The sequence below is a fragment of the Ornithinimicrobium jinqii genome, assembly GCF_045032595.1.
Classification (GTDB): domain Bacteria; phylum Actinomycetota; class Actinomycetes; order Actinomycetales; family Dermatophilaceae; genus Ornithinicoccus.
In genome coordinates, this window is sequence record NZ_JBJFZS010000034.1 from 1 (window position 1) to 25,663 (window position 25,663).

At 72.6% G+C, this 25,663-nt stretch carries 19 protein-coding genes, 1 tRNA gene and 3 pseudogenes; 10 read left to right on the plus strand and 13 right to left on the minus strand.

Annotation, left to right across the window (positions count from 1 at the left end; all coding sequences use genetic code 11):
* Positions 1–180: transposase (locus ACI3ET_RS14865; RefSeq protein ID WP_405033856.1), on the minus strand; the 180-nt coding region annotated here is incomplete at its 3' end.
* A 402-nt stretch (positions 181–582) separates the two neighbouring features.
* Positions 583–1,449: pseudogene (locus ACI3ET_RS14870) on the minus strand (IS256 family transposase); the annotation flags it as partial.
* Here ACI3ET_RS14870 and ACI3ET_RS14875 point away from each other — a divergent pair.
* Positions 1,437–2,099: pseudogene (locus ACI3ET_RS14875) on the plus strand (transposase); the annotation flags it as partial. The pseudogenes ACI3ET_RS14870 and ACI3ET_RS14875 overlap by 13 nt on opposite strands.
* Here the strand turns inward: ACI3ET_RS14875 and ACI3ET_RS14880 are convergent.
* A pseudogene (locus ACI3ET_RS14880) lies at positions 1,986–3,124 on the minus strand (IS256 family transposase); the annotation flags it as partial. The pseudogenes ACI3ET_RS14875 and ACI3ET_RS14880 sit on opposite strands and share 114 nt — an antisense overlap.
* 113 nt (positions 3,125–3,237) lie before the next feature.
* The gene (locus tag ACI3ET_RS14885) at positions 3,238–3,882 is read right to left on the minus strand and encodes a helix-turn-helix transcriptional regulator (RefSeq protein WP_405033857.1); all 645 of its coding nucleotides are present in this window, start codon (positions 3,880–3,882) and stop codon (positions 3,238–3,240) included.
* 660 nt (positions 3,883–4,542) lie between these two features.
* On the opposite strand from ACI3ET_RS14885, the gene ACI3ET_RS14890 reads away from it, so the two are divergent.
* Positions 4,543–5,274: a GAF and ANTAR domain-containing protein gene (locus tag ACI3ET_RS14890; RefSeq protein WP_405033858.1), complete on the plus strand. Its 732-nt coding sequence runs from the start codon at positions 4,543–4,545 to the stop codon at positions 5,272–5,274.
* 343 nt (positions 5,275–5,617) lie between these two features.
* On the opposite strand, the gene ACI3ET_RS14895 is transcribed toward ACI3ET_RS14890, so the two are convergent.
* The 3 genes from ACI3ET_RS14895 to ACI3ET_RS14905 all read right to left on the minus strand — a co-directional run bounded on the left by ACI3ET_RS14895 (position 5,618) and on the right by ACI3ET_RS14905 (position 7,277).
* On the minus strand, positions 5,618–6,127 hold the full coding sequence (locus tag ACI3ET_RS14895; protein WP_405033859.1) for a hypothetical protein: 510 nt from the start codon (positions 6,125–6,127) through the stop codon (positions 5,618–5,620).
* Between the two features lie 71 nt (positions 6,128–6,198).
* Positions 6,199–6,272: transfer RNA gene (locus tag ACI3ET_RS14900), tRNA-Val, on the minus strand.
* A 93-nt stretch (positions 6,273–6,365) separates the two neighbouring features.
* Entirely contained in the window at positions 6,366–7,277 is a 912-nt protein-coding gene (locus tag ACI3ET_RS14905; RefSeq protein ID WP_405033860.1) for an aminotransferase class IV, read from the minus strand.
* Positions 7,278–7,363: 86 nt separating this feature from the next.
* On the opposite strand from ACI3ET_RS14905, the gene pta reads away from it, so the two are divergent.
* Together pta and ACI3ET_RS14915 are read left to right on the plus strand one after the other, a co-directional pair.
* Entirely contained in the window at positions 7,364–9,484 is a 2,121-nt protein-coding gene (pta, locus tag ACI3ET_RS14910) for a phosphate acetyltransferase (RefSeq protein WP_405033861.1), read from the plus strand.
* Positions 9,485–9,489: 5 nt separating this feature from the next.
* Positions 9,490–10,698 (plus strand): acetate/propionate family kinase, encoded by a 1,209-nt coding sequence (locus ACI3ET_RS14915; RefSeq protein ID WP_405033862.1) that lies wholly within the window; start codon positions 9,490–9,492, stop codon positions 10,696–10,698.
* A 58-nt stretch (positions 10,699–10,756) separates the two neighbouring features.
* On the opposite strand, the gene galK is transcribed toward ACI3ET_RS14915, so the two are convergent.
* The 3 genes from galK to ACI3ET_RS14930 are packed head-to-tail and all read right to left on the minus strand — an operon-like array spanning position 10,757 to position 15,404.
* The gene (galK, locus tag ACI3ET_RS14920) at positions 10,757–11,956 is read right to left on the minus strand and encodes a galactokinase (RefSeq protein ID WP_405033863.1); all 1,200 of its coding nucleotides are present in this window, start codon (positions 11,954–11,956) and stop codon (positions 10,757–10,759) included.
* Between the two features lies 1 nt (position 11,957).
* The gene (locus ACI3ET_RS14925; RefSeq protein ID WP_405033864.1) at positions 11,958–14,117 is read right to left on the minus strand and encodes an alpha-galactosidase; all 2,160 of its coding nucleotides are present in this window, start codon (positions 14,115–14,117) and stop codon (positions 11,958–11,960) included.
* Positions 14,118–14,162: 45 nt separating this feature from the next.
* Positions 14,163–15,404 (minus strand): MFS transporter, encoded by a 1,242-nt coding sequence (locus ACI3ET_RS14930; RefSeq protein WP_405033865.1) that lies wholly within the window; start codon positions 15,402–15,404, stop codon positions 14,163–14,165.
* 142 nt (positions 15,405–15,546) lie between these two features.
* Here ACI3ET_RS14930 and ACI3ET_RS14935 point away from each other — a divergent pair, with 142 nt between their 5' ends.
* Both ACI3ET_RS14935 and ACI3ET_RS14940 read left to right on the plus strand, forming a co-directional pair.
* Positions 15,547–15,768, plus strand: a complete 222-nt coding sequence (locus tag ACI3ET_RS14935; RefSeq protein ID WP_405033866.1) for a hypothetical protein — start codon at positions 15,547–15,549, stop codon at positions 15,766–15,768.
* Positions 15,769–15,799: 31 nt separating this feature from the next.
* Positions 15,800–16,339 (plus strand): 4'-phosphopantetheinyl transferase family protein, encoded by a 540-nt coding sequence (locus tag ACI3ET_RS14940; protein WP_405033867.1) that lies wholly within the window; start codon positions 15,800–15,802, stop codon positions 16,337–16,339.
* Here ACI3ET_RS14940 and ACI3ET_RS14945 read toward each other — a convergent pair.
* A complete protein-coding gene (locus tag ACI3ET_RS14945) occupies positions 16,289–17,614 on the minus strand; it encodes a M1 family metallopeptidase (protein ID WP_405033868.1) in 1,326 nt (441 codons plus the stop codon). The two genes, ACI3ET_RS14940 and ACI3ET_RS14945, sit on opposite strands and share 51 nt — an antisense overlap.
* A complete protein-coding gene (locus tag ACI3ET_RS14950; RefSeq protein ID WP_405033869.1) occupies positions 17,611–21,495 on the minus strand; it encodes a Pls/PosA family non-ribosomal peptide synthetase in 3,885 nt (1,294 codons plus the stop codon). The genes ACI3ET_RS14945 and ACI3ET_RS14950 overlap by 4 nt, the downstream gene beginning before the upstream one ends.
* A gap of 71 nt (positions 21,496–21,566) precedes the next feature.
* On the opposite strand from ACI3ET_RS14950, the gene ACI3ET_RS14955 reads away from it, so the two are divergent.
* The 3 genes from ACI3ET_RS14955 (at position 21,567) to ACI3ET_RS14965 (ending at position 23,941) form a co-directional block, all read left to right on the plus strand.
* A complete protein-coding gene (locus ACI3ET_RS14955) occupies positions 21,567–22,298 on the plus strand; it encodes a dienelactone hydrolase family protein (RefSeq protein ID WP_405033870.1) in 732 nt (243 codons plus the stop codon).
* A 7-nt stretch (positions 22,299–22,305) separates the two neighbouring features.
* On the plus strand, positions 22,306–23,502 hold the full coding sequence (locus ACI3ET_RS14960; RefSeq protein WP_405033871.1) for a winged helix DNA-binding domain-containing protein: 1,197 nt from the start codon (positions 22,306–22,308) through the stop codon (positions 23,500–23,502).
* A 76-nt stretch (positions 23,503–23,578) separates the two neighbouring features.
* Positions 23,579–23,941 carry a VOC family protein gene (locus tag ACI3ET_RS14965; RefSeq protein ID WP_405033872.1) on the plus strand — a complete coding sequence of 121 codons (363 nt, stop codon included), beginning with the start codon at positions 23,579–23,581 and terminating at the stop codon, positions 23,939–23,941.
* A gap of 40 nt (positions 23,942–23,981) precedes the next feature.
* On the opposite strand, the gene ACI3ET_RS14970 is transcribed toward ACI3ET_RS14965, so the two are convergent.
* Positions 23,982–24,518 carry a DUF1697 domain-containing protein gene (locus tag ACI3ET_RS14970; RefSeq protein ID WP_405033873.1) on the minus strand — a complete coding sequence of 179 codons (537 nt, stop codon included), beginning with the start codon at positions 24,516–24,518 and terminating at the stop codon, positions 23,982–23,984.
* 115 nt (positions 24,519–24,633) lie between these two features.
* Between ACI3ET_RS14970 and ACI3ET_RS14975 the strand changes: the two genes are divergently transcribed.
* Complete coding sequence (locus ACI3ET_RS14975; RefSeq protein ID WP_405033874.1) at positions 24,634–25,653, plus strand: polysaccharide deacetylase family protein; 1,020 nt, start codon at positions 24,634–24,636, stop codon at positions 25,651–25,653.
* Positions 25,654–25,663 lie beyond the last annotated feature (10 nt).

Consider the following 25,663-nt stretch of genomic DNA (forward strand, 5'->3'; position numbering starts at 1 on the left):
GGCGCCGGGCTTGATCCCGGCGTCGCGGTCGGCCTGGGTCATCCAGTTCGTCAGACACGACTCCGAGATCCCGAAGTCCTTGGCAACCTGCTTGATCGTCACCCCCTCGCCACGCTGACGAGCGACGCGGACGACATCGTCACGGAACTCCTGGGGATAGGGCTTGGGCATGGTGCACATCCTTCCCTGCGGCGCTTCACAGCACCACAGACTCGGTGTCACCTACCCGTGCAGCAGTCCCGTGTGGACTGAGGTTCGGTGAGGCTGCTGCGCTCCGTCGCCGAGACATCGACATGGAGGTCCGGACGCTGACAGTGGCTCGAACCGCCGTCCGCGCTCGCGGGCACAAGTCCACCAATGCCCAAAGACCAAGGCGGGCAGACGCACCGTAGCCATGCCCAACGTCGTTTCCGAGGCCCTACGCGAACACATGAACGCAAGGCATGACGGCGGACGGGACGGTCTTGTCTTCCCCGGAGACGACGGCAACTTCCTTGCGCCGACTGCCCTCTATGGCCGCGGCCACCGTGTCGAGCTGACAGAGCCCCGCGGAGTGGTGGGCTTTGAGGTGATGCTCGTTGCCTACCGGTCGCTCTTTTCGAGGGCGACGGTCCCAGTATCGCTGGTCGGGTAGAGCTTGGCCATGGAGGCTTCGGAGAGGTAGCGGCGGTCGTCGACCTGCCACTCGTCGTGGATGTCTGCGAGGACGGCTCCGATGAGGCGGATGACGGCGGCCTCGTTGGGGAAGATCCCGACGACGCGGGAGCGTCGTTTGATCTCCTTGTTCAGCCGCTCGAGGGGGTTGGTGGACCAGATCTTGCGCCAGTGCTCGCGGGGGAATGCGGCGAACGCGAGCACTTCGGACTTCGCGCGGTCCATGAGCGGGCCGGTCTTGGGGTACCGGGTGGCGAGGTCGTCGCGGACCTTGTCCCACTGCTTGGCCATGGAGGCCAGGTCGGGCTGGGCGAAGATGGTGCGGAAGACCGCGGCGACCATCTCGGTCTCGGCCTTGGGCACGTGCGCCAGGACGTTGCGGATGAAGTGGACCCGGCAGCGTTGGTGGGAGGAGCCCTGGAACACCCGGGTGAGGGCGGCGACCAGGCCGGCGTGCTGGTCGGAGATCACCAGCTGCACACCACCCAGGCCGCGCTTGCGCAGGCCGGTCAAGACCTCGTCCTCGCTGTCGCCGACGTCCAGGCCCAGGACCTCGCGGCGGCCGTGCTCGGTGACACCGGTGGCGATGACGACGGCCTTGGACACCGCCATCGCGGCCTCGGTGCGCACGTGCAGGTAGGTCGCGTCCAGGTAGACGTAGGGGAAGCGGGCGTGGTCCAGGCGGCGGGTGCGGAACGCGCCGACCGTCTCGTCCAGCCCGGCGCAGATCCTCGAGACCTCGGACTTGGAGATTCCGGTCCCGCCCAGGGCGACCACCAGGTGACCCCAAGACCGTGCGACGGTATGTCGCCGCCCGCGACGCGGGGGCGCCGGTGACCGGTCCGGGGCAGCGGCCCTGGATCATCGACGAGTACATGCCCAAGATCGAGGAGTGGGTCAAGCGCTCGGAGGGCAAGGCCCGCGCCGACGTCATCCACGGCCGGCTGGTCGGGTTGGGCTTCACCGGGACCGAGCGGACCACGCGCCGCGCGGTCGCGGCCGTCAAGGCCGCCTGGCGGGCGGGGAACGCCCGCACCTACCGGCCGTGGATCACCGAGCCCGGGCTGTGGCTGCAGTTCGACTGGGGCGAGGGACCGCAGGTCCCGGGGCCGGACGGGCGGGCGCGGGGCACGCTGCTGTTCTGCGCGTGGCTGGCGTGGTCGCGGTACCGGGTGGTGATCCCGACCTGGGACCAGACGTTGCCGACGCTGGTGGCGTGCCTGGACGCGACGTTCCGCACCCTGGGCGGGGGTCCCGTCCTATGTGCTGACCGACAACGCCCGCACCGTGACGATCGACCACGTGGCAGGGGTCCCGGTCACCCCGACCTGGTGGCCGTGGCCCGGCACTACGGCACGACGGTCCACACGTGTGTGGGCGTTGGTGGAGAACAGCACGCGGCGGATCTCCACGTCGTAGGACAGGAACGGGATGAACTCCTCCCAGGCCGACCTTCACAGCTTGGGGATCGCGGGGTAGGGCTTGCCCCATTTCTCCTCCAGCTCCTCGAACGCTGCCCACGCCGCGTCGACCGAAGGTGCGGTGTAGATGCGGCGCAGGTCCTTGGCCAGCTGGTCCCAGTACTTCCATGAGGCGTAGCGCAGGGTGGCGCGGATGAGGTGGATGACGCAGGCCTGCACGATCGCCTGCGGGAAGACCGCGTTCACGCTGTCCGGCAGTCCCTGCAGGCCGTCGCAGACGATGAAGAACACGTCGCGCACGCCCCGGTTCTTCAGGTCCGCGAGCACGAACATCGCTGAACTTCGCGCTCTCGCCGCCGCCCTGCCCGGCCCACAGGCCGAGCACGTCGCGGCGCCCGTTCAGGTCGACGCCGATCGCGGCGTAGAAGGGTTGGTTGCCGACCTGTCCGTCGCGGACCTTGACGAGCGATCGCGTCGATGAAGATGGCCGCGTAGACGCCCTGCAGCGGCCGGGAGGACCAGGTCGCCATCTCCTCCAGAACCTTGTCGGTGATCCGGCTGACCGTGTCCTTGGAGATGCTCGCGCCGTAGACCTCCTGGAAGTGCGCGGAGATCTCACCGGTGCTCAGGCCCTTGGCGAACAAGCTGATCGCGACCGCGTCCACGTCCCAGAGGCGCCGCTGCCGCTTCTTCACGATCACCGGCTCGAACGTGCCGGCCCGGTCCCGCGGGACCGCGATGCTCACCTCCCCGGCCGCGTCGGTCAGCACCGTCTTCGGCCGCGTGCCGTTGCGGATGTTGCCGCTCCCGGACGTAGGTGCCTGGTGCTTCTCATGGCCCAGGTGCTCGGTCAGCTCTTCTTCCAACGCTGTCTCCAGGACGGTGGCGGTGATCGCCTTGAGCAGCCCGTCCGGGCCGGTCAGGTCCTCCCCACGAGCCCGGGCAGCCTCGACAACCTCCCGGACCGCGGCATGCTCGGCCTCGCTGCGCGAGACCGTCTTCTTCGCTTCCTTCGGCATCGAGCTCACACTCGAAATCGTCTCGGCCATCATGCGACCTTCCCCGCCAGCCACGCCGGCGTGTCGGGCCAGAAACACCGTTTGGCGGACAGTCCCCGGCTGCGTGCTGCCTACGTCGATGTGGTTGTCGGTGGGCAGAACAGCTAGCCGGTTGCCTGATCGACGGCGGAAGCGGCGGGCGGGTCGAGCATCCCGTGTTGCATGCCCCACCTCACCGCCTGGGTCCGACGGTCGATGTCGAGCTTGCGGTAGGCATGTCGGATGTGGGTCTTGACCGTGCTGATCGACAGGTAGGTGCGCTCGCTGATGTCCTTGTTCGTCCGGCCGTCGACGATGAGAGCGATGACCTCGGACTCGCGCCGGGACAGTCCGTTCTCGTGTCCGGGCCAGTCGTCCGCTGGGCGGGGGTGGCCGGGTTCGGGGTGGGGTGCGCGCCCCCAGGCCGGCCAGCCGGGGGTCAGGGAGGTGATCACGTCCACGAGTACGGCGGTGGACGCACCCTTGTCCACGAAGGCGGCGCAGCCCCTGGTCAGCCACTCGGCCACCAGCGCTGGTGGCGGGTCGAAGGAGTAGATGACGATCCGCCCGCGGGCGGGGTCGGCAAGAAGGGTGTCCAGGGTGATGCTGGTGGCTGAGGAGCGGCCGGCGGGGTCGTAGAGGGTGATGTCGACCGGCTCCGGCGCCCCGATGTCCACGGCGGCGCTGTGGACCTCGATCGTGGTGGCGAAGGACTCGAGCATGGCCTGCGCACCGAGGATGATCAACGGGCACTCGTCGAGGATGTCCACCCGCAAGGCCGGCCTGCGGCCGACCCTGCGGCGTTGTGCACTGTCGCGGCGTGGGTCCTGCGGGTGCGTCGGGTGCGTCGGGTGCGCCACCCTGGTGGGAGCTTCTGCGGTCTGGGGGCGAGTGCTCATTCGTGCTCCGGACTCTTGGTCTCGGGAACGACGACGTAGGGGGCCTGCGCGAACAGGCGGCGGTCCGAAGCAGTTCACTGATCGGGCGGCGCTGCTGGACCCTTGGTTAACACCGTACACCCGCCCACCCCGCACCCCCTTGCACGGTCGATGCCGATCCCCCCGGTGCCAGCCCCATGACGATTCCTACCAAGGGCCGGCCGTCACAGGCGACCGCCGACCGTTCGCGGCGGCCGATTTTCGGGCAGAGCGGCCCAAGGGGGCGTGGTTGAGTAGGTTCTACGCCCGACCATCGAACCACCCGTGGCCGGGCCAGACCTCCCGGCGGGGGGTGAGCCCACCCCCCGCCGAGGGGCGCGACCGGCGTCGGAGCCCGCGGGCAACGACGCTTTGGCCACGGACAGGCAACGGACCGAGGCACCAACGGCACGCTGATGGCACCTGCGGTCACTGGAGGGCAGCTGCTCCCTGCCGGTGCGCTGCGCACGAGGTGTGTTGTTCACGCGACGCCAAGGGGACAGGATGGGAGGCATGGTCGAGCCCGGTGGTAACGACTTCAGCCATCAGCTGTCTGCGGTCGCACGTTCCATGCAGGAGGACCCCGGCAGCCAGCACACGCTGGAGACGGCGATCGCCGCAGCCCTGGAGATGATCACCGGGTGCGACATGGCCGGCATCTCCGTCGTGCACCCCGACGGGATCGACACACCCGCCGCCAGCAGCGAGACCCTACGACGCATCGACGAGCTCCAGTTCGCCCTCGGCCAGGGACCGTGCCTGAACGCCGTGCGCGAGCACGAGACCACCCGCTGCCCGGACCTGGCCCACGACGACCGCTGGCCGGTATGGGGCGCCCGCGTCAGCGAGGAGCTCGGAGTGGCCAGCAGCGTCAGCTACCGCCTCTACACCACCCGCGACACGCCCGGAGCACTCAACCTGTACTCCGAGCAGCTCGACGGCTTCGACGCCGACGACATCGACAACGGGCTGGCGCTGGCCGCCCACGTCGCGGTCGCGCTCGCGGCGGCCCAGAACGCCGAGAACCTCACCACCGCCATCACCAACAGGACCGTCATCGGTCAGGCCGAAGGAATCCTCATGGAACGCTTCGACATGAGCGCCGACCAGGCGTTCGAGGTGCTCCGCCGCGTCTCGCGGGACGGCAACGTCAAGCTCAACGCGGTCGCCGCCCAGCTGGTCGAGACCCGACGCACCCCTAACGGGACCGGGACCCAGGGTGACCCCCTGGTCGCGACTGACTGACCGATCCCCTCGACCACATGTGAAGGCGTACGTCCCTCACCCGTGCGCAAGCCGCCCTTGCTGCCTCCCTCTCCAAACCCAGGACGGCGAGAGGGGAGGATCTCGCGCGTGGACGACGGTCGGCCAGCAGCACCCGTGCGCCGGCCGGGGCGTCGCCTACGGCGCCGTCAGTATCCACCTGCGCGGGCAGGAGGCCCCCCCCTTCCCCACGGGGCCGCCACGACACTCTCTCGTCGGCAGGACCAGCCAGCAGCCCGGGGTGCTGGTCAGCGCCACGTCACCGGATCTCGCCCGTTTCCATGTCCACCCGGTGACCGTCGACAACATGCAGGCGTGGGGTCTTCTAGGTGTAGGCGGGTGGTTCGAGCCCTTGGCGGTGGTGGTCGACGTCTGCGGTGTAGCAGTTCTCACGGTGGCCGGAGTCGTCCTGGAAGCGGATGTGCGCGGGTCTGGCCGGCCAGTTGTGGTGGCGGCTGTCGCAGCCTGTTCGTACCTGGGTCCTGCGGCGGTCGAAGAAGGCGGGGAGTGCGTAGCGGTGCCACTCCTCCAGGGCGTCGCTGGCGACGGCGTGGCCGGCTCTGTGCCGTCGGTCGGCCAGGACCGCGATCTCGTGGACGCAGTCGACGACGGCTTCCAGCCACTGCTCCTTCCGCACGGGTGGGTCCTCGATGGACCCGGGGTCCCACGGTCGGATCAGCTGGTCTAGGTCGCCGATGGCCGTGCGCTGGACGCCGTCGCCGACGAGGACGATGTCCAGCTCGCGGTAGGCGAGGGCGATCAGCGCGCCCGGACGCGGGAAGGGCCTGGCCAGCGGGTACCGGCCCCGCCCCTGTTCTCCGCCCAAGATGCACACAAGGTGCACGCCCAGGTGACATAGGAAGAGCTCCCACTCCGTTTGCGCTGGTGGGAGCATGTTTGACTGCGTGGACGTGAAGGGACTCGAACCCATGACCTCTCGCGTGTGAAGCGAACGCTCTAACCAACTGAGCTACACGTCCTTCTTGCGCATGGCGCGACCACGAACGTTATCGGACTGCGCTTCGTAACGCGAAATCGCTGCTGGGACCGCCACCCGACGCGTCCGGTGGGGGTCAGGGGTTCATCGACACGGCCTGGTGGCGGGCGAAGACGTCGCGCGCGAGCCGGGCTACGGGGCCGGGACCGTTCCCGAGCACGCGCGGCGTCACGGGGGGCGCAGGAAGCGGCATACCTCCGAGGGTCAGCCCGGCCGGCGCGACCTCGATGCGCGTCACGGCGCTGACGTCACGCACGCTGGAGGTCAGCCACACCTCGTCGGCGTCGTCCAGGAGCGTCATCGGCAGGTGGTCCTCGACGACCTGGAGACCCTCCTGCCGCAGCCACTCGATCACCAGGGCCCGCGTGACGCCCGCCAGCGGACCGCTGTCCAGCGAGGGGGTCATCACCACTCCGTCGAGGACGACGAAGACGTTGGTCCCCGTGCCCTCGCACAGGTAGCCGGCCGTGTTCGCCAGGATCGCCTCGGTCGCTCCCAGCCGCTTCGCCGCCGCCAGCGCGACGACGTTCTCGGCGTAGGAGGTGGTCTTCAGCCCCGCGAGGGCGCCTCGCTCGTTGCGGGTCCACGGCACGACGGCCACCGTGGACACGGTGGGCGGCGGTTCCTGCTCGATCGCCGTGACGAGGTAGGTGGCCGAGCCCTCGAGCCGGTCGCTGCCCAGCGGCCCCGGGCCCGCGGTGACCGTGTAGCGAAGGCGTCCGAACCGCATGGGTCCCATGCCCAGCACGGCGTCGATCCCCTCCTGCACCCGGCGCCGGTCCAGAAGAGGCAGACCCAGCCCGGCGAGGGACCTGTCCATCCGGTCGTGGTGGCGACCGGGGGCGAAGAGCACGCCGCCGACCACCTTGCCCGTCTCGAACGCGCCGTCCCCCACGGTGATGCCGTGGTCCAGGGCCTCGAGGGAGGGCCCGTCGTCCACCAGGCGCCCGTTGACCCACACCCGCACCCGCGGCATACCGTCGACCATGGCGCCCAGCCTGCCACGGCCTGGGCAGCACGCGGCCGGTCGGGTGGCGACGACCCGGGGGGACGAGCACCCCTAGTGTGGTGCCCGTGACGACCTCGCTCTACCTGTCCTCAGCGGAGATCCAGTCCGGCAAGTCCGCGCTCGCCGTCGGCCTGCTGGCCGAACTGTGCGCCCGGGGCGGCCGGGTTGGCGTGTTCCGACCCGTGGTGCTCGACACCTCGCACGACCCCCTGCTCGAGCTGCTGCACCCGATGTCGACCTCCCCCGCGGAGGCGTCCGCTGCGGTCGGCGTGACCTACGACGACGTGCACCGCGGGCAGGACGCCGCCGTGGGCGCCGCGGTCGAGCGCTTCCACGCGTATGCAGCCGAGCACGACACGGTCCTCGTCGTCGGCTCCGACTTCACCGGGGTGCCGGCGCCGACGGAGTTCTCGGTCAACGCCGCGATCGCCTCGCACCTGGGCGCCGCCATGGTGCTGGTCGTCCCGTGCTCCGACCGGTCGCTGGACGAGAGCGTCACCGCCGCCCAGGTGATCTACCACGAGGCCCGGAGCAGGCACGCCGACGTCGCAGCGGTGGTCGCGAACCGCGTCCCTCCCGGGCAAGGGGCGGCCGTCCGGGCCGGCATCGTCGAACGGCTCAGGTCCGAGGCCACGCCGACCGGGAAGAGGAGGGCCAACGTCGGTGCGGGCGTGCCGGTCTTCACCGTGCCTGGCGACCCGCTGCTCAGCGCGCCCACGATGCGCGACCTCATGACGGCCGTCGACGGCCGGTTGCTGCTCGGTGAGGAGACGATGCTGGACCGCGAGGTCACGGGCATGGTCGTCGCCGCCATGACCATGCCGCACGTCCTCGACCGGCTCCACGAGGGGTGCGCGCTCATCTGTCCGGGCGACCGCGAGGAGGTTCTCCTGGCTTCGCTCCTGGCACACCGCGCCTCGACGTTCCCCTCCCTGTCGGGCATCGTCCTCAACGGCGGCTTCCAGCCCAGCGAGCAGGTCCACCGCCTCGTGGAGGGCGTCGGCGTCGAGCTGCCCGTCGTCACCTGCACCACCGGGACGATGAGCACCGCCACCGCCATCTCCCGCGTGCACGCCCGCATCGGCCCGGGCTCGACACGCAAGATCGAGCGCGCCCGTGCCCTGGTCCACCAGCACGTCGACATCGACACGCTGCTGCCGGTCGGCGGGCACCACCCGGTGGGTTCCACCGGTCCCCGCGTGGTCACCCCGCTGATGTTCGAGCACGAGCTCACCGCCCGGGCCCGCGCCGCCGACTCCCACATCGTCCTCCCCGAGGGGCTGGAGGACCGGATCCTGCGCGCGGCCGACACGCTCCTCGCCCGCCGCGTCGCCCGGCTGACGCTGCTCGGCGACGAGGCCGAGGTGCGCGCCCGTGCGGCAGCCCTCGGGCTCCACCTGGACGAGGCGGCTGTCGTCGACCCGCAGACCAGCGACCTGCGCCAGGGCTTCGCCGAGGAGTACGCCCGGCTGCGCGCCCACAAGGGTGTCACCCCCGAGCACGCGTGGGACGTCGTCGCCGACCCGGCCTACTTCGGCACGATGATGGTCCACGGCGGTCAGGCCGACGGCATGGTCTCGGGCTCGATCACCACGACCGCGCACACGATCCGTCCCGCCCTCGAGATCATCCGGACCGCCCCGGGCGTCTCGGTCGTCTCCAGCGTCTTCTTCATGCTGCTGGCCGACCGGGTGCTCGTCTACGGCGACTGCGCCATCAATCCCGACCCCACCGCCGAGCAGCTGGCCGACATCGCGATCTCCTCGGCCCGGACGGCCGCGAAGTTCGGCGTGGACCCGCGGCTGGCGATGCTGTCCTACTCCACCGGCGGCTCCGGCTCGGGCGCCGACGTCGAGAAGGTCCGCGAGGCGACCGCCATCGTCCGAGAGCAGGCCCCGGACCTGATGGTCGAGGGCCCGCTGCAGTACGACGCTGCCGTCGACCCCGTCGTCGCCGCGACCAAGATGAAGGACTCCCCCGTCGCAGGCCGCGCCACCGTGCTGATCTTCCCCGACCTCAACACGGGCAACAACACCTACAAGGCGGTCCAGCGCAGCGCCGGCGCGATCGCGATCGGCCCGGTGCTCCAGGGCCTCAACGCCCCGGTCAACGACCTGTCCCGGGGTGCGACGGTCCGCGACATCATCAACACCGTCGCGATCACCGGCATCCAGGCGAAAGGCTGAGACAGATGACCACGTCCGGGCCCCGGCGGGTCCTCGTCGTCAACGCCGGCTCGTCCTCGCTGAAGTACCAGCTCGTCGACCCGGACACCGGTGTCTCCGACGCCACCGGCCTCGTCGAGCGGATCGGCCTCCCCGCCGGGCGCGTGCGGCATACCTGCGCCTCGGGCACCCACACGCACGAGACGACCGTCCCCGACCACGTGCGGGCGATGGCGGTCCTGCGCGAGGCGTTCGCGCAGCACGGCCCCGACCTGTCCGAGGTCGAGCTGGTCGCCGTGGGCCACCGTGTGGTGCACGGCGGCGCAGACTTCAGCGAGCCGACCGTGGTGACCCCCGCCGTGGTCGACGCCGTCCGCCGCCTCGTGCCGCTGGCGCCCCTGCACAACCCGGGGAACCTGCAGGGCATCGAGGTGGCCCAGCGGACCTTTCCCGACGTGCCGCAGGTGGCCGTCTTCGACACGGCCTTCCACCAGACGATGCCGGCGGCGGCCTCGACGTATGCCGTGCCGCGGGCGTGGCGCGAGCAGTACCGGGTGCGTCGCTACGGCTTCCACGGGACCTCGCACGCCTACGTCTCGCGGCGGGTCGCGGACCTGCTCGGCCGTCCTCTCGAGGAGGTCGCGACGATCGTGCTCCACCTCGGCAACGGTGCGAGCGCCACCGCGGTCGACGGCGGGCGCAGCGTCGACACGTCGATGGGGCTGACGCCGCTCGAGGGCCTCGTGATGGGGACGAGACCGGGCGACGTCGACCCCGGTCTGCCTCGCCACCTCGCGGAGGTGGCCGGGCTGAGCGTGGAGGACTACGACCGGGCCCTGTCCAAGGAGAGCGGACTGGTGGGCCTCACCGGCTCAGCCGACATGCGCGACGTCGAGGAGCGGTTCGAGGCCGGGGACCCGGACGCCCGGCTCGCCTTCGACGTGGTCGTGCACCGCCTCCTGCACTACGTGGGGGCGTATGCCGCGATTCTGGGTCGGCTGGACGCGATCGCCTTCACTGCCGGGATCGGCGAGCACAGCCCGCTCGTGCGCGCAGCCGTCGTGGAGCGCCTGGCCGGGTTCGGGGTCCGCCTCGACGCGGCGGCCAACGAGAGTGCGCACGGGGAGGCCGTCATCAGCACCCCCGACAGCTCGGTGACCGTGCTGGTGGTGCCGACCAACGAGGAGTGGGAGATCGCCCGTCAGGCGTCGGCCGTGGTCGACGCCCTCCCCTGACCCGGTGGCGACCGACGCTCCCCAGCGCTGGCTCGGAGCCCTCGTCGTCGGCTCGCGTCTAGGTGACCCGCCCCGCGGGCCGGCTCGGGTATGCCGTGAGGAAGGCCGGGGCGGTCAGGTCCGCCTCCGCGAACGCCCGGTGCACGGCCCTGGCCACGTCCTCGACCTCGTCCCGCCGCACGAGCGCGATCGCCGACCCGCCGAAGCCCCCGCCGGTCATCCGCGCTCCCGGGGCCCCGGCCGCCAGGGCCGCCCCGACGGCGACGTCCAGCTCTGCGCACGACACCTCGTAGTCGTCCCGCAGCGACGTGTGCGAGGCCGTCATCAACCTCCCCACCCGGTCGGTGTCCTGCTCACGCAGCGCGGCGACGAGGCCGAGCACCCGCTCGTTCTCGGTCACGACGTGCCGCACCCTGCGCAGCCCGTCCGGCACCGCCCCGAGCGCCGTGCGGACCCTCGGCTCGCCGAGCAGCTCGGCCGACAGCTCGCGCAGCGACCGGAGCCCCAGCGCGTCGGCGGCAGCCTCGCAGGTGCGACGCCTCTGCTCGTACTGCCCGTCCGCCAGCGAGTGGTGGGCCCGGGTGTCGATGACCAGCACCTCGTGCTCGGGCAGCGTCCAGGCCACCGGCACGACGGAGAAGTCCCTGGCGTCGAGGAGCAGCAGGTGCTCGTCGACCGCGCGCAGCGAGACGGTCTGGTCCATCCCACCGGTCGCCGCTCCGGCGACCTCGTTCTCGGCCCGCACGCAGGCTGCCACGAGCTCCTCGACCGGCATCGTCCGCAGCCCGGGCACGAGGTCGCGCAGGGCCACGCCCACCGAGCAGGACAGCGCCGCGGAGGACGACAGCCCGGAGCCGAGCGGCACGCGACCGTCGACCAGCACGTCCAGCCCCACCTCGGACGCGCCGACCCGGTCGGCCAGTGCGCGGGCCACGCCCGCGACATAGGCGGACCAGCCCCGGGGGTTGCCGTGCCGCACCTGGGCCACCGGGCCCTCCCAGGTGCGCTCCTGCTGCAGGGAGGCCAGCCGCAGGATCCCGTCGTCGCGCCATCGTGCCGCGGCGTAGGTGCGGTGGGGCAGGGCGAGCGGAAGGGCGAAGCCGGCGTTGTAGTCGGTGTGCTCGCCGATGAGGTTCACCCGTCCCGGCGCGGCCCACACCCCGTCGGGCAGGGAGGAGAAGCGATCGACGAAGGCCTGGGTCAGCGAGTCGGTCACCTCCGCGTCCGTCGCGGGGGGCAGCCAGGTGGGCTCCGACATCTCAGACCTCCGTGACGTGGACGAGGTGGGCGTGCTCGGGGAGCAGGGGCAGCATCGGTATGCCGATCTCGTCGAGGACCCGCCCGGTCAGGACCACGCCCGCGCGCGCCCAGGGCACGCTCATCGAGAGGGTGAGGGGCAGCACCCCGGGCAGCCCCGCCGCGGGGTCGGGGGCGGAGACCCGGTAGCGCCGGTCGGGGTCCAGCCCCGGCAGCCGGACCCGCCCGGGCCCGCTCGGTGCCCGCCGCAGCGACGCCACGTCGTAGAGCGCACGCGAGCGGTCGGGGGCGACGACGCCGTGCACCCAGGTGTCGTCGTCGTGGTGGTCGCCGTTGACGACGGTGCCGCCGTGCAGGAGGTCGCGCTGCTGCTTGTGCAGCCGCACCCAGGCCGCGAGCTCGACCAGCTCGTCCTCGTCGGCGGCCGTGAGGTCCCACTCGATCCCCATGTGCCCCCACAGCGCGGTCTGCGCCCGGAAGGACAGGTCGTGACGGCGACCGGTCGTGTGCGAGCGCGGCGAGCCGACGTGCGTGCCCACCCAGCCCGGCGGGAGGAGCGCGAACGTCCAGCGTTGGATCTGCTGCCGCTCCAGGGGGTCGATGCAGTCGGAGGCCCAGACGCGGACGCAGCGGTCCAGGACGCCGAGGTCGATCCGTCCCCCACCGCCGGCGCACGACTCGATCTCCAGCCCCGGCCGGGCGGCGACGAGCTCGTCCATGAGCCGGTAGGCGGCGAGCGTGTGGGCATGCACCCCGGCCTCCCCGCCCGGCGTGTGACCGGCGTCGTTGAGGTAGCGGTTGTGGTCCCACTTCAGGTACGCGATGTCGTGGCGGTGCAGCAGGTCCAGGAGCTGGTCGTGGACGTGGGCGTAGGCGCCGGGGTGCCCGAGGTCCAGGACGTGCTGCTGGCGCGACTCCAGGCCGGGCCGGCCGCCGCCGCTGAACAGCCACTCGGGATGCGCCCGGGCCAGGTCCGAGTCCCGGCTGACCATCTCCGGCTCCACCCACAGCCCGAACTCCATACCCAGGCGGTGGACGTGCTCGACCAGGGGGCCCAGCCCGTCGGGCCACACGTCCGGGGACACGGTCCAGTCGCCGAGGCTGGTGGTGTCGTCGCGGCGACCGCCGAACCAGCCGTCGTCGAGGACGAACCGCTCGGCCCCGACCCGGGCGCCGAGGTCGGCGAGGGCGGTGAGCCGCTCGAACGACTGGTCGAAGTAGACCGCCTCCCAGGTGTTCAGGGTCACCGGCCGCGGTCGGGTGGGTGCGTGCGGGCGGGACCGCAGCCAGGCGTGGAACCGACCGGACACCTCGTCGAGACCGGTGCCGTGCGCCGCGTAGACCCACGGGGTGGCGTAGGACTCCCCCGGCCCCAGGCTCACCTCGCCGTGCTCGAGAGCCTCGCCGGAGCCGAGGAGACGGGCGCCGTTGGACAGGCGCTCGGCGTAGGTCTGCTGGTTGCCGCTCCAGCCCAGGTGCACCGCCCACACCTGGCCGCTGCGGAAGCCGAAGCCTGGCTCGCCCGCGCACAGCAGGTGCACGGCGTCCAGCCCGGTCCGCCCGGTGCGGACCTCGCGCGAGTGGACCCCGGCGCCGAACGGCCGCCGCTGCGGGATCCGCTCGAAGGTGTGGCGGCCGGTGAAGTCGAGCAGCTCGCCGGCCCGCTCCGGCACCGGCAGGCCCAGACGCACTGCGCCCACGTCATACCGTCCTCCGCCCGTGCTCGTCAGGGTGGCGCGCAGGCGGAGCAGGCCACCCGGGTGCAGCTCGAGCTCTAGGTCCAGGCCGAGGTGTGCCGTGGTGTCGGCGGAGCGGACAAGGAGGCGCTGGGTGCCGTCCGGCAGGGTCGACACCTCCGGCTCGCCGGTGGTGCGCAGGGCCGGCGACCAGTCGCGGCCCGAGCGCGAGCCCTCGACCCCTGGCCGCCCGATCCACGCGAGGGCGTGCTCGGGGACGACGCTGACCCGGTCGGTGACGTCGAAGGGGCTGTCGCCGCGCGCCGCTCCTGCCGCGAGCGCGAGGCCGGCGAGGTCGTCGTCGCCGAGCGGGCCGAGGTCGGACCCCCAGTGCCGGACCACGGGGAGCAGCCCGCCGGAGAGCTCGAGCGCCACGGAGGTGCCGGCGGCGCGCAGGTGCAGGTGTCGGACGTCGTCGCTGGTCACCCGGCTACCTCACCCGACGGGAGGGGGTCCTGTCCACTCCGGGGTTCATGCCGCGGCCCGTCCGATGTGGCGCATCGGGTGCCAGAGGAAGGGCAGGGTGAGGCAGCAGCCGACGAACGCGGCCCAGAACACCGCCACGATCCCCCACTGCTGGCCGACCCAGCCGCCCAGGAGGGTGCCGATCGACATGCCGCCGAGGCTGGCGAGCAGGTAGACGCTCGTCACGCGGCCGAGGAGCTCGTCGGGCACCGCACGCTGGCGGACCGTCGTGGACGTGGTGCCCCAGATCGTGGCGTGCACGCCGAAGGCGAAGAGGATCGCCCCGGCGACCCAGGGGCTGCGGGTGAGCGCCAGGGCCGCGTGCGAGAGGGTCTCCAGCACCAGCCCGGCGCGTAGGAGCGCGGTGTAGGAGAAGCGGACCTCGAGCCGGCCGTAGACCGCCGAGCCCAGCACACCACCCACGGCCGACGAGGCCATGAGCAGGCCGAAGCCGAGCCCGTCCAGGCCGAGCCGCTCCTGGGCGTAGAGGACGTAGACGCCGTAGCTGGCGCCGAAGGTGATGTTGAAGAGCAGGATCATCAGGGCCAGGGTCCGCATCGGCGGGTGGTGCAGCAGCCAGCGCACGCCCTCGGCGGTCTGGGCCCAGACCGTCACCGGGGCGGACGGGGTCTCCCCGTGCTCGGCCGGGCGCCGGCGCGACAGGCTCGAGCTCCTCAGCCGCAGGAGCAGGACGACGCCCAGGGCGCAGAGGACCGCGTTGGCACCGAACGCCACCCACCCGGCGACCGTGAACAGGGCGGCACCCAGCGGCGGCCCGGCCAGCTGGTTGGTGATCATGACGCTGCCGAAGATCCGCGAGTTGGCCCGGCCCAGCTGGGCGCGCGGCACGAGCTGCACCACGAGGGTGGAGGCGGCGTTGTCGGCGAAGGTCTCGGCGGTGCCGAGCAGGAAGAAGACGAGGTAGATGAGGGGCAGGGTGACCTCGTCGAACGCCAGCAGGAGGGCGAGGAGTCCGACGACGACGACGCGCAGGGCGTCGGCGACCATGACGAGCCGGAGCCGGTCGACGCGGTCCACGACGGCGCCGGCGAGGATGCCGAAGAGCAGCCACGGGACCCGCTGGGCGAAGATCGCGAACGACACCGCGAGCGGGTCGCGGGTCAGGCTGGCCACCAGCAGCGGACCGGCCGCCAGCAGCAGCCCGTCGCCGAGGTTGGTCACGGTCATCGACCCGAAGAGCCACCGGAACGGCACACCGAGCTCGCGCGGGAGCACTCGACGCAGCACGGGGGTCCTCTCTGCTCGGGCGTCCACGCAACCGGGCGAGCGTACGCGACCCCGCGACCGCGCGCGTCGCACGGTGCTCCCGACCGCCCGCCGGTCCACTAGGGTCGCTGGGGCGGGAACCTGGACGTCGACGAGGAGAGCCATGGGCAAGGAGCTCGAGTTCATCAAGGGTGTCAACCGCCTGCACGCGTTCTACACCGAGCACGTGCGGATGCTCGCGCACGCCTACGACCTCACGGACGAGGAGGCCGCGATGCTCCTGGACCGCATGGACTTCCGGAACGTGGCGCGCGCGATCCTCCATCCACCCCGCGTCGACGTGTTCGAGCCCCTCGAGCGGGCGCCGGGCCAGCCCGACGAGTGAGCGCCCAGGCAGCGGGATCACGGAGGTTCCCGTGAGCGAGCCGGTCGCCTGGCACCCTGCGGGCGCCGACCCGGGCTGCGCGCTGCGCGGTCACGTCCTGGACGTGCTCGGTCCGGGCGGGGTAGAGGTCGGTCGGCTGTGCCCGGCCTGCGGTTCGGCGCGCCACGGGCACCCGTGGGCGCGGCACACCACCTCCCCCGCCGGGGGGGTCCGCGAGGTCCACGTCTCCCTCTCGCGCGCCGGCGACCACCTGGTGACAGCGGTGTCCCTCGCGGGACCGGTGGGCGTCGACGTGGAGCTGGTGGCCGACGTCGCGTCGCGGTGGCAGCCGGAGCTCGTGCTGTCACCGGGCGAGGACGCAGGCTCCGCGGAGGAGATGGCGTGGCTGTGGTGCGCCAAGGAGGCGGTGCTCAAGCGTCGCGGCACCGGCCTCACCGTGCCGATGACCGAGGTGCGGCTGGTGGACGAGGCCGGCGTCACCCCGCTGCAGACCCCGGTCGGCCTGACCGGGGCGCTGGCCTCAGGGAACGCGGATCCTGCCAGGAGCGGCCTGCGGCAGGGGCGGCAGTGACCTCTTGCGCAGCCAGGCGGTGAACAGGTCGCCGAGGTCGCGACCCGACACCGCGGCGCAGTGCGCCTCGAAGAGCGGGGTGGTGACGGTCCCCCCGCGGTGCCTCGCCACCCAGGAGCGGAGCACCTCGAGGAAGACGTCGTCGCCGACCTCGGCGCGCACCGCGTGCAGAGTGAGAGCACCCCGCTTGTAGACCCAGTCCTCGAACATCAGCGCGGGCGTCGGGTCGACCAGCGGCTGCGGCTGGCTCTGGCCCGCCAGGACCGCGTGGTGGTGGCCTGCCCACTCCTGCGCGCTGCGCCCACCGCTCTCCTCCGACCACAACCACTCGGCGTAGCAGGCGAAGCCCTCGTGCAGCCAGATGTCGCTCCACCGCTCGGCGGTCACCGCGTTGCCGAACCACTGGTGCGCCATCTCGTGGGCGACGAGGCGCACGTTGTCCCAGTCGCCGGTGGCGACGTTGCGGCCGAAGGTCGACAGCGCCGCGGACTCGAGCGGGATCTCCAGGTCGTCGTCGGTGATGACGGCGGTGTAGGTGGAGAAGGGGTAGGGCCCGAAGGCTGCGACGAAGAAGGCCATCATCTGCGGTTGCAGCCCGAAGGACGCGGAGAAGCCGTTGGGCCGGATGTCGGCGGGCCCGACCACGCGCAGGGGGACCACCGCCGGCTGGTCGACGACGCGGTACCGGCCGATCTGCACGGTGGCCAGGTAGGCCGGGATGGCCTCGTCCTGACGGAAGGTCCAGGTCCGCGTCGCGCCCCGACGCCGTGCCGAGACCGGCTCGCCGCTGAACTCCACGTGGTAGTCGGCGGCCGTGGTGAAGGTCAGCGCGTAGGTCGACTTGGACGAAGGTCGGTCGTTGCACGGGAACCACGACGGGGCCCCGTGCGGCTGGGAGGCGACGATCACGCCGTCCTCCAGCTCCTCCCAGCCCGCGGGGTCCATCCCCCGCATGCTGATCGGGCGGGGGTTGCCGGCGTAGCGGACCGCGACGATGAACTCCGTCCCGGCCGCGACGGGACCAGGCAGGTCCACGGTCAGCGACCCGCGCCCGGACCGGAAGCGCCGGACGGGTCGCCCGGAGACGGTGACCTTCGAGGGCTTGAGCTGCAGGTCGAGCCGCACCTGGCTCAGCTGCACGGCGGCGCGGCAGAGCAGCACAGCCTCGCCCTCCAGCCTGTTGCTGGGCAGCGCGTAGGTCAGGGTGAGGTCGTGGTGCACGACCTCGTAGCGCAGGTCTCCGTGACCGGGCACGTAGGGGTCGGCTCCGGTCATCGCGTCTCCTCCTCCGGGGGGTCGTCCCACGGTCCGATCGGGTTGCCGACCCAGCGGGTCTGGGACGGGACGGACTCGCCGCGCATCACCAGGGACACGGGGCCGACCGTGCTGTGCCGACCGATCGTCGCCGCCGGCAGGATCACGCTGTTCGGTCCCAGGGTCGCACCCGCCTGGAGGGTGACCGTGTCCATGCTCAGCACCCGGTCGTGGAAGAGGTGGGTCTGCACGACGCAGCCGTGGTTGACGGTCGAGCCGTCGCGCAGCTCGACGAGGTCGGTCTCGGGCAGCCAGTAGGTGTCGCACCACACGCCCCGCCCGATCCGGGCGCCCAGCATCCGCAGCCACACGTTGAGCACCACGGTGCCCTGGGTCACGGAGGCGAACCAGGGCGCGGCCAGCACCTCGGTGAAGGTGTCGGCGAGCTCGTTGCGCCACACGAAGCCAGACCACAGGGGGTGCTCGACGGAGGTATGGCGTCCGACGAGGGTCCACTTGGCCGCGGCGGTGACGAGGGCGGCCACGACGCCGGCGGCGGCCATGACCACGCCCCCCAGGGCGAAGGCTGCGAGCGGGTGCCACCGGGTCAGGGCGAGGAGGGTCGCGACCACGCCGAGGTGGAGGAGGACGTGCAGGAGCATCGGGACCAGTCGGCCGGTCTCCAGGACGCCGCGGTAGAGCTGCAGGCGCAGCGGCGGGTCGTAGGTGCGGCTCGCGTCCACCGTGCTCGCCGTGCGGCGCAGCTTCGTCGGGGGGCTCCCCACCCAGGACGAGCGCGCTGTGACGGCCTTGCGCCGCGGGGCTGCGGACAGGACCGCGACCAGCGACTCCTTGGGGACCTTGCGACCGGCCGACACCATGCCGGAGTTGCCGACGAAGGCGCGCTTGCCGATCTTGACCGGCTCCACCCGGACCCAGCCGGCGGACAGCTCGTAGCAGCCGATGAGCGTGTCGTCGGCGAGGAAGGCGTGGTCGTTGATCTGGGCGAACCGCGGGATGAGCAGCACCGTGGACGCCTCGACACCGGTGCCGACGCGCGCCCCGAGCAGGCGCAGCCAGATCGGCGTGATCGCGGCCGAGTAGACCGGGAACAGCCAGGTCCGGGCCTCGTCGAGGACCCGGAAGGTGGTCCAGATCTTGAGTCCCGCAGCTGATCTCGTGGGATGACGGCCGGCTTCGAGGCCCACGGCGCAGAGCCGGACCACGCCCACCACCAGGGCCGCGAGCACGGCATACCCGAGCAGGGTCGCCAGCGGCACCCAGGGCGCGGCCCGGCGCACGGCCTCCCCTGCCGTGGCGGCATCGCCGGCCACCGTCAGCAGCAGACCCACCCCGGCCAGCGCACCGGCGACCGGGAGCCCGGCGACGAGGAGGGCGGAGACGGCGTAGCCGAGCCACCACAGCCGGCCGCGCGGCGGTGTCTCGTCGGTCCACGGGCCGCGGGCGCGCGGCGAGACCCGCTCGGCGGGCGAGCCCGACCAGTGCTCCCCCGCGGGGATCGTGCCGAGGACGAGCGAGCCGGGTGCGACCTCGGCGCCCGCGCCGACGACGGCGCCCGGCCCCAGCATGCTGCGGGCCCCGACGCGGGCCCCGGCCCCGACCCGCACCGGCCCCACGTGCAGGCGGTCGCCGTCGATCCACCAGCCGCCGAGGTCGACCTCGGGCTCGACCGCGGCGTCGGGGCCGACGGAGAGCAGACCGGTGACCGGTGGGAGCGCGTGCAGGTCGACACCTCGGCCGAGGTCGGCGCCCAGGCTGCGGGCGTAGCGCTGCAACCAGGGCGAGCCTGCCGTCGAGACCGCCGCCAGCTCGTCCTGGATCCGGGTCGCCAACCACAGGCGGAGGTGCACCTTGCCGCCGCGCGGCCAGCTGCCGGGGTGCACCCCCCTCAGGACGAGACGGATCAGGAGGGCCGCCAGACCCATCCGCACGGGCGGGACGAGGAAGAGGACGGCGGTGAGCCCCACGATGACGGGGTCGAAGGTCGGTGCCCACCCGACCCCGAGCAGGCCGTGCGCGAGCGTGCTCAGCAGCAGCACCCAGGCGACCCAGCGGCCGGCGGCGAGCGTGCGGAGCGGCAGGAGGGCCACGACCTGCCCCGACTGCGTCTTGCGCCGGATCGGGGGGACCGCCCGGTCCAGCCTGGCCGGGCCGCTTCCGAGCTCCTCGAGCAGGACCGCCAGGCTGCCGACCCGGTGGTGCTGGTAGAGGTCGCCCACCGCCACCTCGGGGAAGCGCTCCCGGAGCCGTCCGACGACCTGGGCCGCGGTCAGCGAGCCACCCCCGAAGTCGAAGAAGTCGTCCTTGGCAGAGGTCACCTCGGCACCGAGGACGTCGGCCCAGATCTGGGCGATCCACGTCTGCAGGGGTGTCAGCCCCACGGGGACCGAGGCGCCGCTGCCCGGCAGCGGCCACGGCAGGGCGTCCCGGTCGACCTTTCCCGAGGTGCGGGTGGGAAGGTCCTCGACGACCGCCAGGCGGGGCACCAGGGGCGCCGGCATCCGGTCGCGCAGCAGCGCCAGTGCGGTGTCGGCGTCGTAGCCCGAATCGACGGCGAGGTAGCCCACGAGCAGCTGGTTGCCGGAGCGGGTGCGACGCACCGCGGCGGCAGCTCCCGCCACGCCCGGCAGCCGCAGGAGCTGCTCGTCGATCTCACCCAGCTCGACGCGTCGCCCGCCCAGCTTGACCTGGTCGTCGACCCGGCCGCCGAAGAGCAGCCCGGCCGGGTCGTTGACCACGACGTCCCCGGAGCGGTAGGCGCGGTCCCACCCGAGAGCCGGCAGGGGGGCATACTGCTCCGCGTCCTTGACGGGGTCCAGGTAGCGCGCCAGCCCGACCCCGCCGATGATCAGCTGGCCGGAGGAACCCTCCGGGACCGGGCGGCCCTCCTCGTCGACGACCGCGAGGTCCCAGCCGTCCAGCGGCAGCCCGATCCGCACCGGTGCCGTGCCGTCGAGGATCGCGGCGCACGCCACGACCGTGGCCTCGGTGGGCCCGTAGGTGTTCCACACCTCGCGTCCGGGGGCCTGCAGCCGGGCCGCGAGCTCGGGCGGGCACGCCTCGCCGCCCATGACGAGCAGCCGGACCCGTGCGAGCGAGGAGGGGGGCCACAGGGCGACGAGCGTGGGCACCGTCGACACGACGGTGATGTCGTTGGCGACGAGCCACGGCCCGACGTCGACCCCGGACCGGACCAGGGACCGGGGCGCCGGCACCAGGCAGGCGCCGTGCGCCCAGGCCAGCCACATCTCCTCGCAGCTGGCGTCGAAGGCCACGGACAACCCGGCCATCACCCGGTCCCGCGGACCGACGGGCTCGTCCTGCACGAACAGCCGCGACTCCGCGTCGACGAAGGCGGCGGCACTGCGGTGCGAGACCGCCACCCCCTTGGGCGTGCCGGTGGACCCGGAGGTGAAGATGATCCAGGCGTCGTCCGCGACCCCCGGCTCCTCCCCCGGGGTGCCCCGGTGGGCGCCCCCGCGCACGGCGATCGCCAGGTCGTTGCCGATGACGGCGGCCACGGCCGCCTCGTCGAAGACCACCCGCGCCCGCTCGTCCGGGTCGTCCGCGTCGACGGGGACGTAGGCGGCCCCGGCGACCAGGACGCCGAGGATCGCGGTGTAGAGGTCGGCGGTGCCCGAGCGGACCCGGACCCCGACCCGCGCGCCGCGGCCGATCCCGTGCGCCGCCAGCCGGTCTGCCAGCTGACGGGCGGCCTGCGCCAGCTCGGCGTAGGTCAGCGTCTGCACCCCGCTGTCCACCGCCATGGCGTCGGGAACGCGCGCGACCGTGTCCGTCAGGACGTCCACCAGGGTGCGCGGCGGCGCGGCGCGGTCACCGGCCTGCAGCACCGCGGGCACCGGGACAGAGGCGCGGGTCACGCAGCAGAGTCTGCCGTACGGCGGGTCCCGGTCCGCGACACCGCCCCGTCGGCAGGACTACATTCCCCCGTATGGAGTCCCCCGCGCTGGAGCACCTCACCACCGCCCACGGGTCGATGCCTACCTACGTGGCGGTGCCGGACGGCGCGGGCCCGTGGCCAGGGGTGGTGGTCGTCCACGACGTCACCGGCATGAGCCGGGACCTGCGGGCCCAGGCCGACTGGCTGGCCGGCGAGGGTTTCCTCGCTGCGGCGCCGGACCTCTACTACTGGGGCAGCAGGCTGGGTTGCCTGCGCACGATCATCGGTGACCTCTCTCGTCGGCGCGGCCGCTCCTTCGACGACGTCGAGGCGGCACGACGGTGGTTGGCCGACCGTGACGACTGCACGGGCCGCATCGGGGTGGTCGGCTTCTGCATGGGCGGGGGCTACGCGCTCGCGCTCGCGGCGGACCGAGGCTTCGACGCCGCGGGCGTCAACTACGGCGGCTGCCCCGCGGACGGCGAAGAGTGGCTCCCCGGCGCCTGCCCGGTGGTCGGCAGCTACGGCGGGACGGACCGCTCACCCCTGGGACACAAGGCAGGTCGACGCCTCGACGCGATCCTCACGGAGGCCGGGGTGCCGCACGACGTGAAGATCTACCCCGGCGTGGGGCACGGCTTCATGAACGACCACGACCCCGCCGACCGGACGCCGATGCTCTCCTTCCTCGCACGCATCTCCGGGACGAGGTTCGACGCGAACGCCACGGCGGACGCCCGCCGGCGGATCGTCGCCTTCTTCCGTCGGCACCTCGCCGGCTGAGGTGCCGATGCACCGTCGGCACGTCGACGACACCGAGCGCCGCAACCGGCTGGCGCTCCGCCACGGTCTCCACCCTGACCAAAGGCTGGCCGACCCTGTGGCCGCCACCCGTGCGATGACGGTCCTGCACGCCACCGAGTCCGCCACCGTGCACCTGGCCGTGCACGCCCGCACGACCGGCACCTCGCCCGCCGACGTCGACCGGTCCCTCTACGACGACCGCGCCCTCGTCAAGCAGCTGGCCATGCGGCGCACCCTGTTCGTCATGCCGGTCGACCTGCTCCCGGCAGCGCTCGGCAGCGCCTCCGCCCGGGTGGCCGCGGAGCAGCGACGGCTCATCGGCCGCGACGTCGAGCGGCACGGGGTCGCACGCGACGGTCAGGTCTGGATCGAGCGGGCCACGGCCGCCGTCGTGGACCTTCTGACCGGTTCACCGCCGCTGTCGGCCCGCCAGCTCCGCGAGGAGCTGCCGGAGCTGTCCGGCACGATCACGGTCGACACCGACAAGCGCTGGGGCGGCACCTTCCAGCTCGCCCCCCGGGTGCTGACGCTGCTCGGGGCCGCCGGCGTGCTCGTCCGCGGCCCGAACGTCGGGCACTGGCGCACCAGCCGCCCCACCTGGACCCTGATGGACTCCTGGCTGGGTGCAGCGCCGGAGCGCGTGACGACCGAGGAGGGGTATGGCGTGCTCGTCCGCCGCTGGCTGAGGACCTTCGGGCCGGGCACCCTCGAGGACGTCCAGTGGTGGCTGGGGTCGACCCGGACGGCGGCCCGTGCCGCGCTGGCCGCTGCCGACGCCGTCGAGGTCGGGCTGGACGGCGGTGGGACCGGCTGGGTGCTGCCGGAGGACGTGGACGAGGTGTCGGAGGCCGGGCCGTGGGCGGCGCTGCTGCCGACGCTCGACCCCACGACGATGGGGTGGAAGCAGCGCGGGTTCTACCTCGACCCCCGCCACGTCCCCTCGCTCTTCGACAGCTTCGGCAACGCGGGGACCACCGCGTGGTGGCAGGGCCGGGTCGTCGGGTGCTGGGTGCAGGACGCACAGGCCGGGGTGCGGGTCGTTCTGCGCGAGGGCGAGGACGTCGGTTCGCAGGGCCGTGCGGCGCTCGCGGCGGAGGCGGACCGGCTCACGGCCTGGCTCGACGGCGTGCAGATCCCGACCGTCTACACCTCACCGCTGATGAAGGAGTCGCGGCTTTCCTGACGAGGGCCCCCGCGCCGTGCCAGACTCGAGCAGACCCGCCGACCAGCGGGCACCACCGGGCACCAGGAGGACGGTCATGGCACACGGAGACATCACCCACGTCGACATCCCCGTCCCGGACACCGGCGCCGCGCGCGAGTTCTACAGTGCCCTGTTCGGGTGGAGGATCGAGGAGCTACCGGGCTTCGAGGGGTACCCGATGTGGCAGGCGCCGAACGGGATCAGCGGTGGCGGCCTGGCGCCGCGGTCCGAGGGCTTCACCCAGCCGCGGTCCTACGTCGAGGTGGACTCGATCGACGAGGCGCTCAGGCAGGTCGAGGCCGGTGGCGGCAGGACCCTGATGGGCAAGGAGATGATCAGCGACACCAGCTGGTGGGCGATCTTCGAAGACCCGTTCGGCAACCAGGTCGGGCTCTACGAGGGCACCACCGAGACCTGACCGGGCGGCGGCGGCGAAGCCCCACGCCTCTCCCGGCGGGCTAGCACCACTTCTGGACGATCGCCCGCAGGACGCTGTGGTTGCGGGTGGTGGCCACCCCGAGCAGCCGCTCGATGGGGTCGTTCCGCGGCCCTCCCTGTCCGAGGACCTGCTCAGGCAGCACGTGGACAGCCCGTCCCACCACCCTCAGCGTCACACCGGGGGGGGTCAGCCGGGCGAGCTCCCCCGCAACCTCCGGGGAAGGCTCCGCCTTGAGCAGGGTCACGTAGTGACGGACCGCTGCGGGGTGCTGCCCGGCCAGCTCCTCCCCGACCGTGACGACGCTGCTCAGCTCGAGGGGGGTGAGCACCACCGTCGGCACCTCGAACCCGCGGTCCTGCCGGAACGCCTCCTCCAGGGCAGCCTCCACCCGCGAACGGGAGCGAAGCGTCGTCCGCAGCAGCACGTTGCCGGTGTTGATGTGCGTCTCGACCCCGACGGCGCCCGTGCTCTCCACGCACGCCCGGATGGAGTTCTTCGGGAAGGTCCGTCTGGCGCCGAGGTTGATGGCGCGGAGGAAGGCGACGTACTGCGGCATACCTCAGCCTGGGCCTGTGCCGGTTCTGCTCATGGCTTCATGCTAGGGCGCTGAACCTTTGCGCGCCGGGGGACGACAGGGGAAGTGAGCACGGTCGGACGAGGAGGTGGCTGGGGTGACGGCACAGGTCCACGGCCGAGGGGGACGGGTCCTGCTGGCCGCGGTCCTCGCTGGGGCACTGTCGATCGCCGGGTGCGGCGACGCCGACGGCCCGGGGGCCTCTCCGACCGCCACGACGACGTCCGCGCCCACCTCGCCCGACGACGGCGGCTCGACGTCGCCGGACGCGACGCCGACCAGCCCGACACCCACGACCGCGGAACCGACGACACCGGCACCGACAACCCCGGAGCCGACCACCCCCGAGCCGACGGGGACCGCCGCACCCAGCACCGCTCCGACGCCGTCGCCCAGCCCGACCCCGCCCGCACCGACCCCACCGGGGACACCTGCTCCGACCCCGTCCGTCCCTCCCGCGACCGACCTCGTGCAGGCCTGGAGCGGCCTGGACATCGAAGCCTTCGACACCGACCGGCGTGTCGTCGCCCTCACCTTCGACGGCGGTGCGTCGAACACCGCGGTCGCCGACATCCTCGCCACGCTGGACAGCGAGGACGTCCCGGCCACCTTCTTCGTGACGGGGTCCTTCGCCCGGACCTACCCGGACAGTGTGCGGGCCATGTCCCAGAGGGGGCACCCGGTCGGCAACCACAGCGACACACACCCGGCGTTCCCGGACTCCACCGACGAGGAGATCCGCGCGGAGCTGTCGGCGGCCGAGGCGTCGATCTCCGCGCTCACGGGGCGGACCACCGCACCCCTCTTCCGCTTCCCCTTCGGGGACCGCACCCCGCTCGACATCGACGTGGTCAACGGAGCGGGCTACATCCCGATCCGCTGGACGGTCGACACCCTGGGCTGGCAGGGCATTACCGAGGGCATCACCAGCGTCATCGTGCGCGACCGCGTGCTGGACGCCCTGCGTCCCGGGCAGGTCGTCCTCATGCACGTCGGTGCCCACCCGGAGGACGGCTCGACCCTGGACGCAGACGCGCTGCCCGGCATGATCCAGGACCTGCGGGCTCGCGGCTACGGGTTCGTCACCGTGCCCGACCTCCTGGTCGAGGGTCGGTGAGCGGGCAGCG

Coding starts and splice junctions, on each gene's coding strand:
- ACI3ET_RS14970 (WP_405033873.1), bottom strand. CDS start 24,518: ATGCCGCAGTACGTCGCCTTCCTCCGCGCCATCAACCTCGGCGCCAGA.
- ACI3ET_RS14915 (WP_405033862.1), top strand. CDS start 9,490: ATGACCACGTCCGGGCCCCGGCGGGTCCTCGTCGTCAACGCCGGCTCG.
- ACI3ET_RS14935 (WP_405033866.1), top strand. CDS start 15,547: ATGGGCAAGGAGCTCGAGTTCATCAAGGGTGTCAACCGCCTGCACGCG.
- ACI3ET_RS14945 (WP_405033868.1), bottom strand. CDS start 17,614: ATGACCGGAGCCGACCCCTACGTGCCCGGTCACGGAGACCTGCGCTAC.
- ACI3ET_RS14965 (WP_405033872.1), top strand. CDS start 23,579: ATGGCACACGGAGACATCACCCACGTCGACATCCCCGTCCCGGACACC.
- ACI3ET_RS14905 (WP_405033860.1), bottom strand. CDS start 7,277: ATGGTCGACGGTATGCCGCGGGTGCGGGTGTGGGTCAACGGGCGCCTG.
- ACI3ET_RS14890 (WP_405033858.1), top strand. CDS start 4,543: ATGGTCGAGCCCGGTGGTAACGACTTCAGCCATCAGCTGTCTGCGGTC.
- ACI3ET_RS14960 (WP_405033871.1), top strand. CDS start 22,306: ATGCACCGTCGGCACGTCGACGACACCGAGCGCCGCAACCGGCTGGCG.
- galK (WP_405033863.1), bottom strand. CDS start 11,956: ATGTCGGAGCCCACCTGGCTGCCCCCCGCGACGGACGCGGAGGTGACC.
- ACI3ET_RS14955 (WP_405033870.1), top strand. CDS start 21,567: ATGGAGTCCCCCGCGCTGGAGCACCTCACCACCGCCCACGGGTCGATG.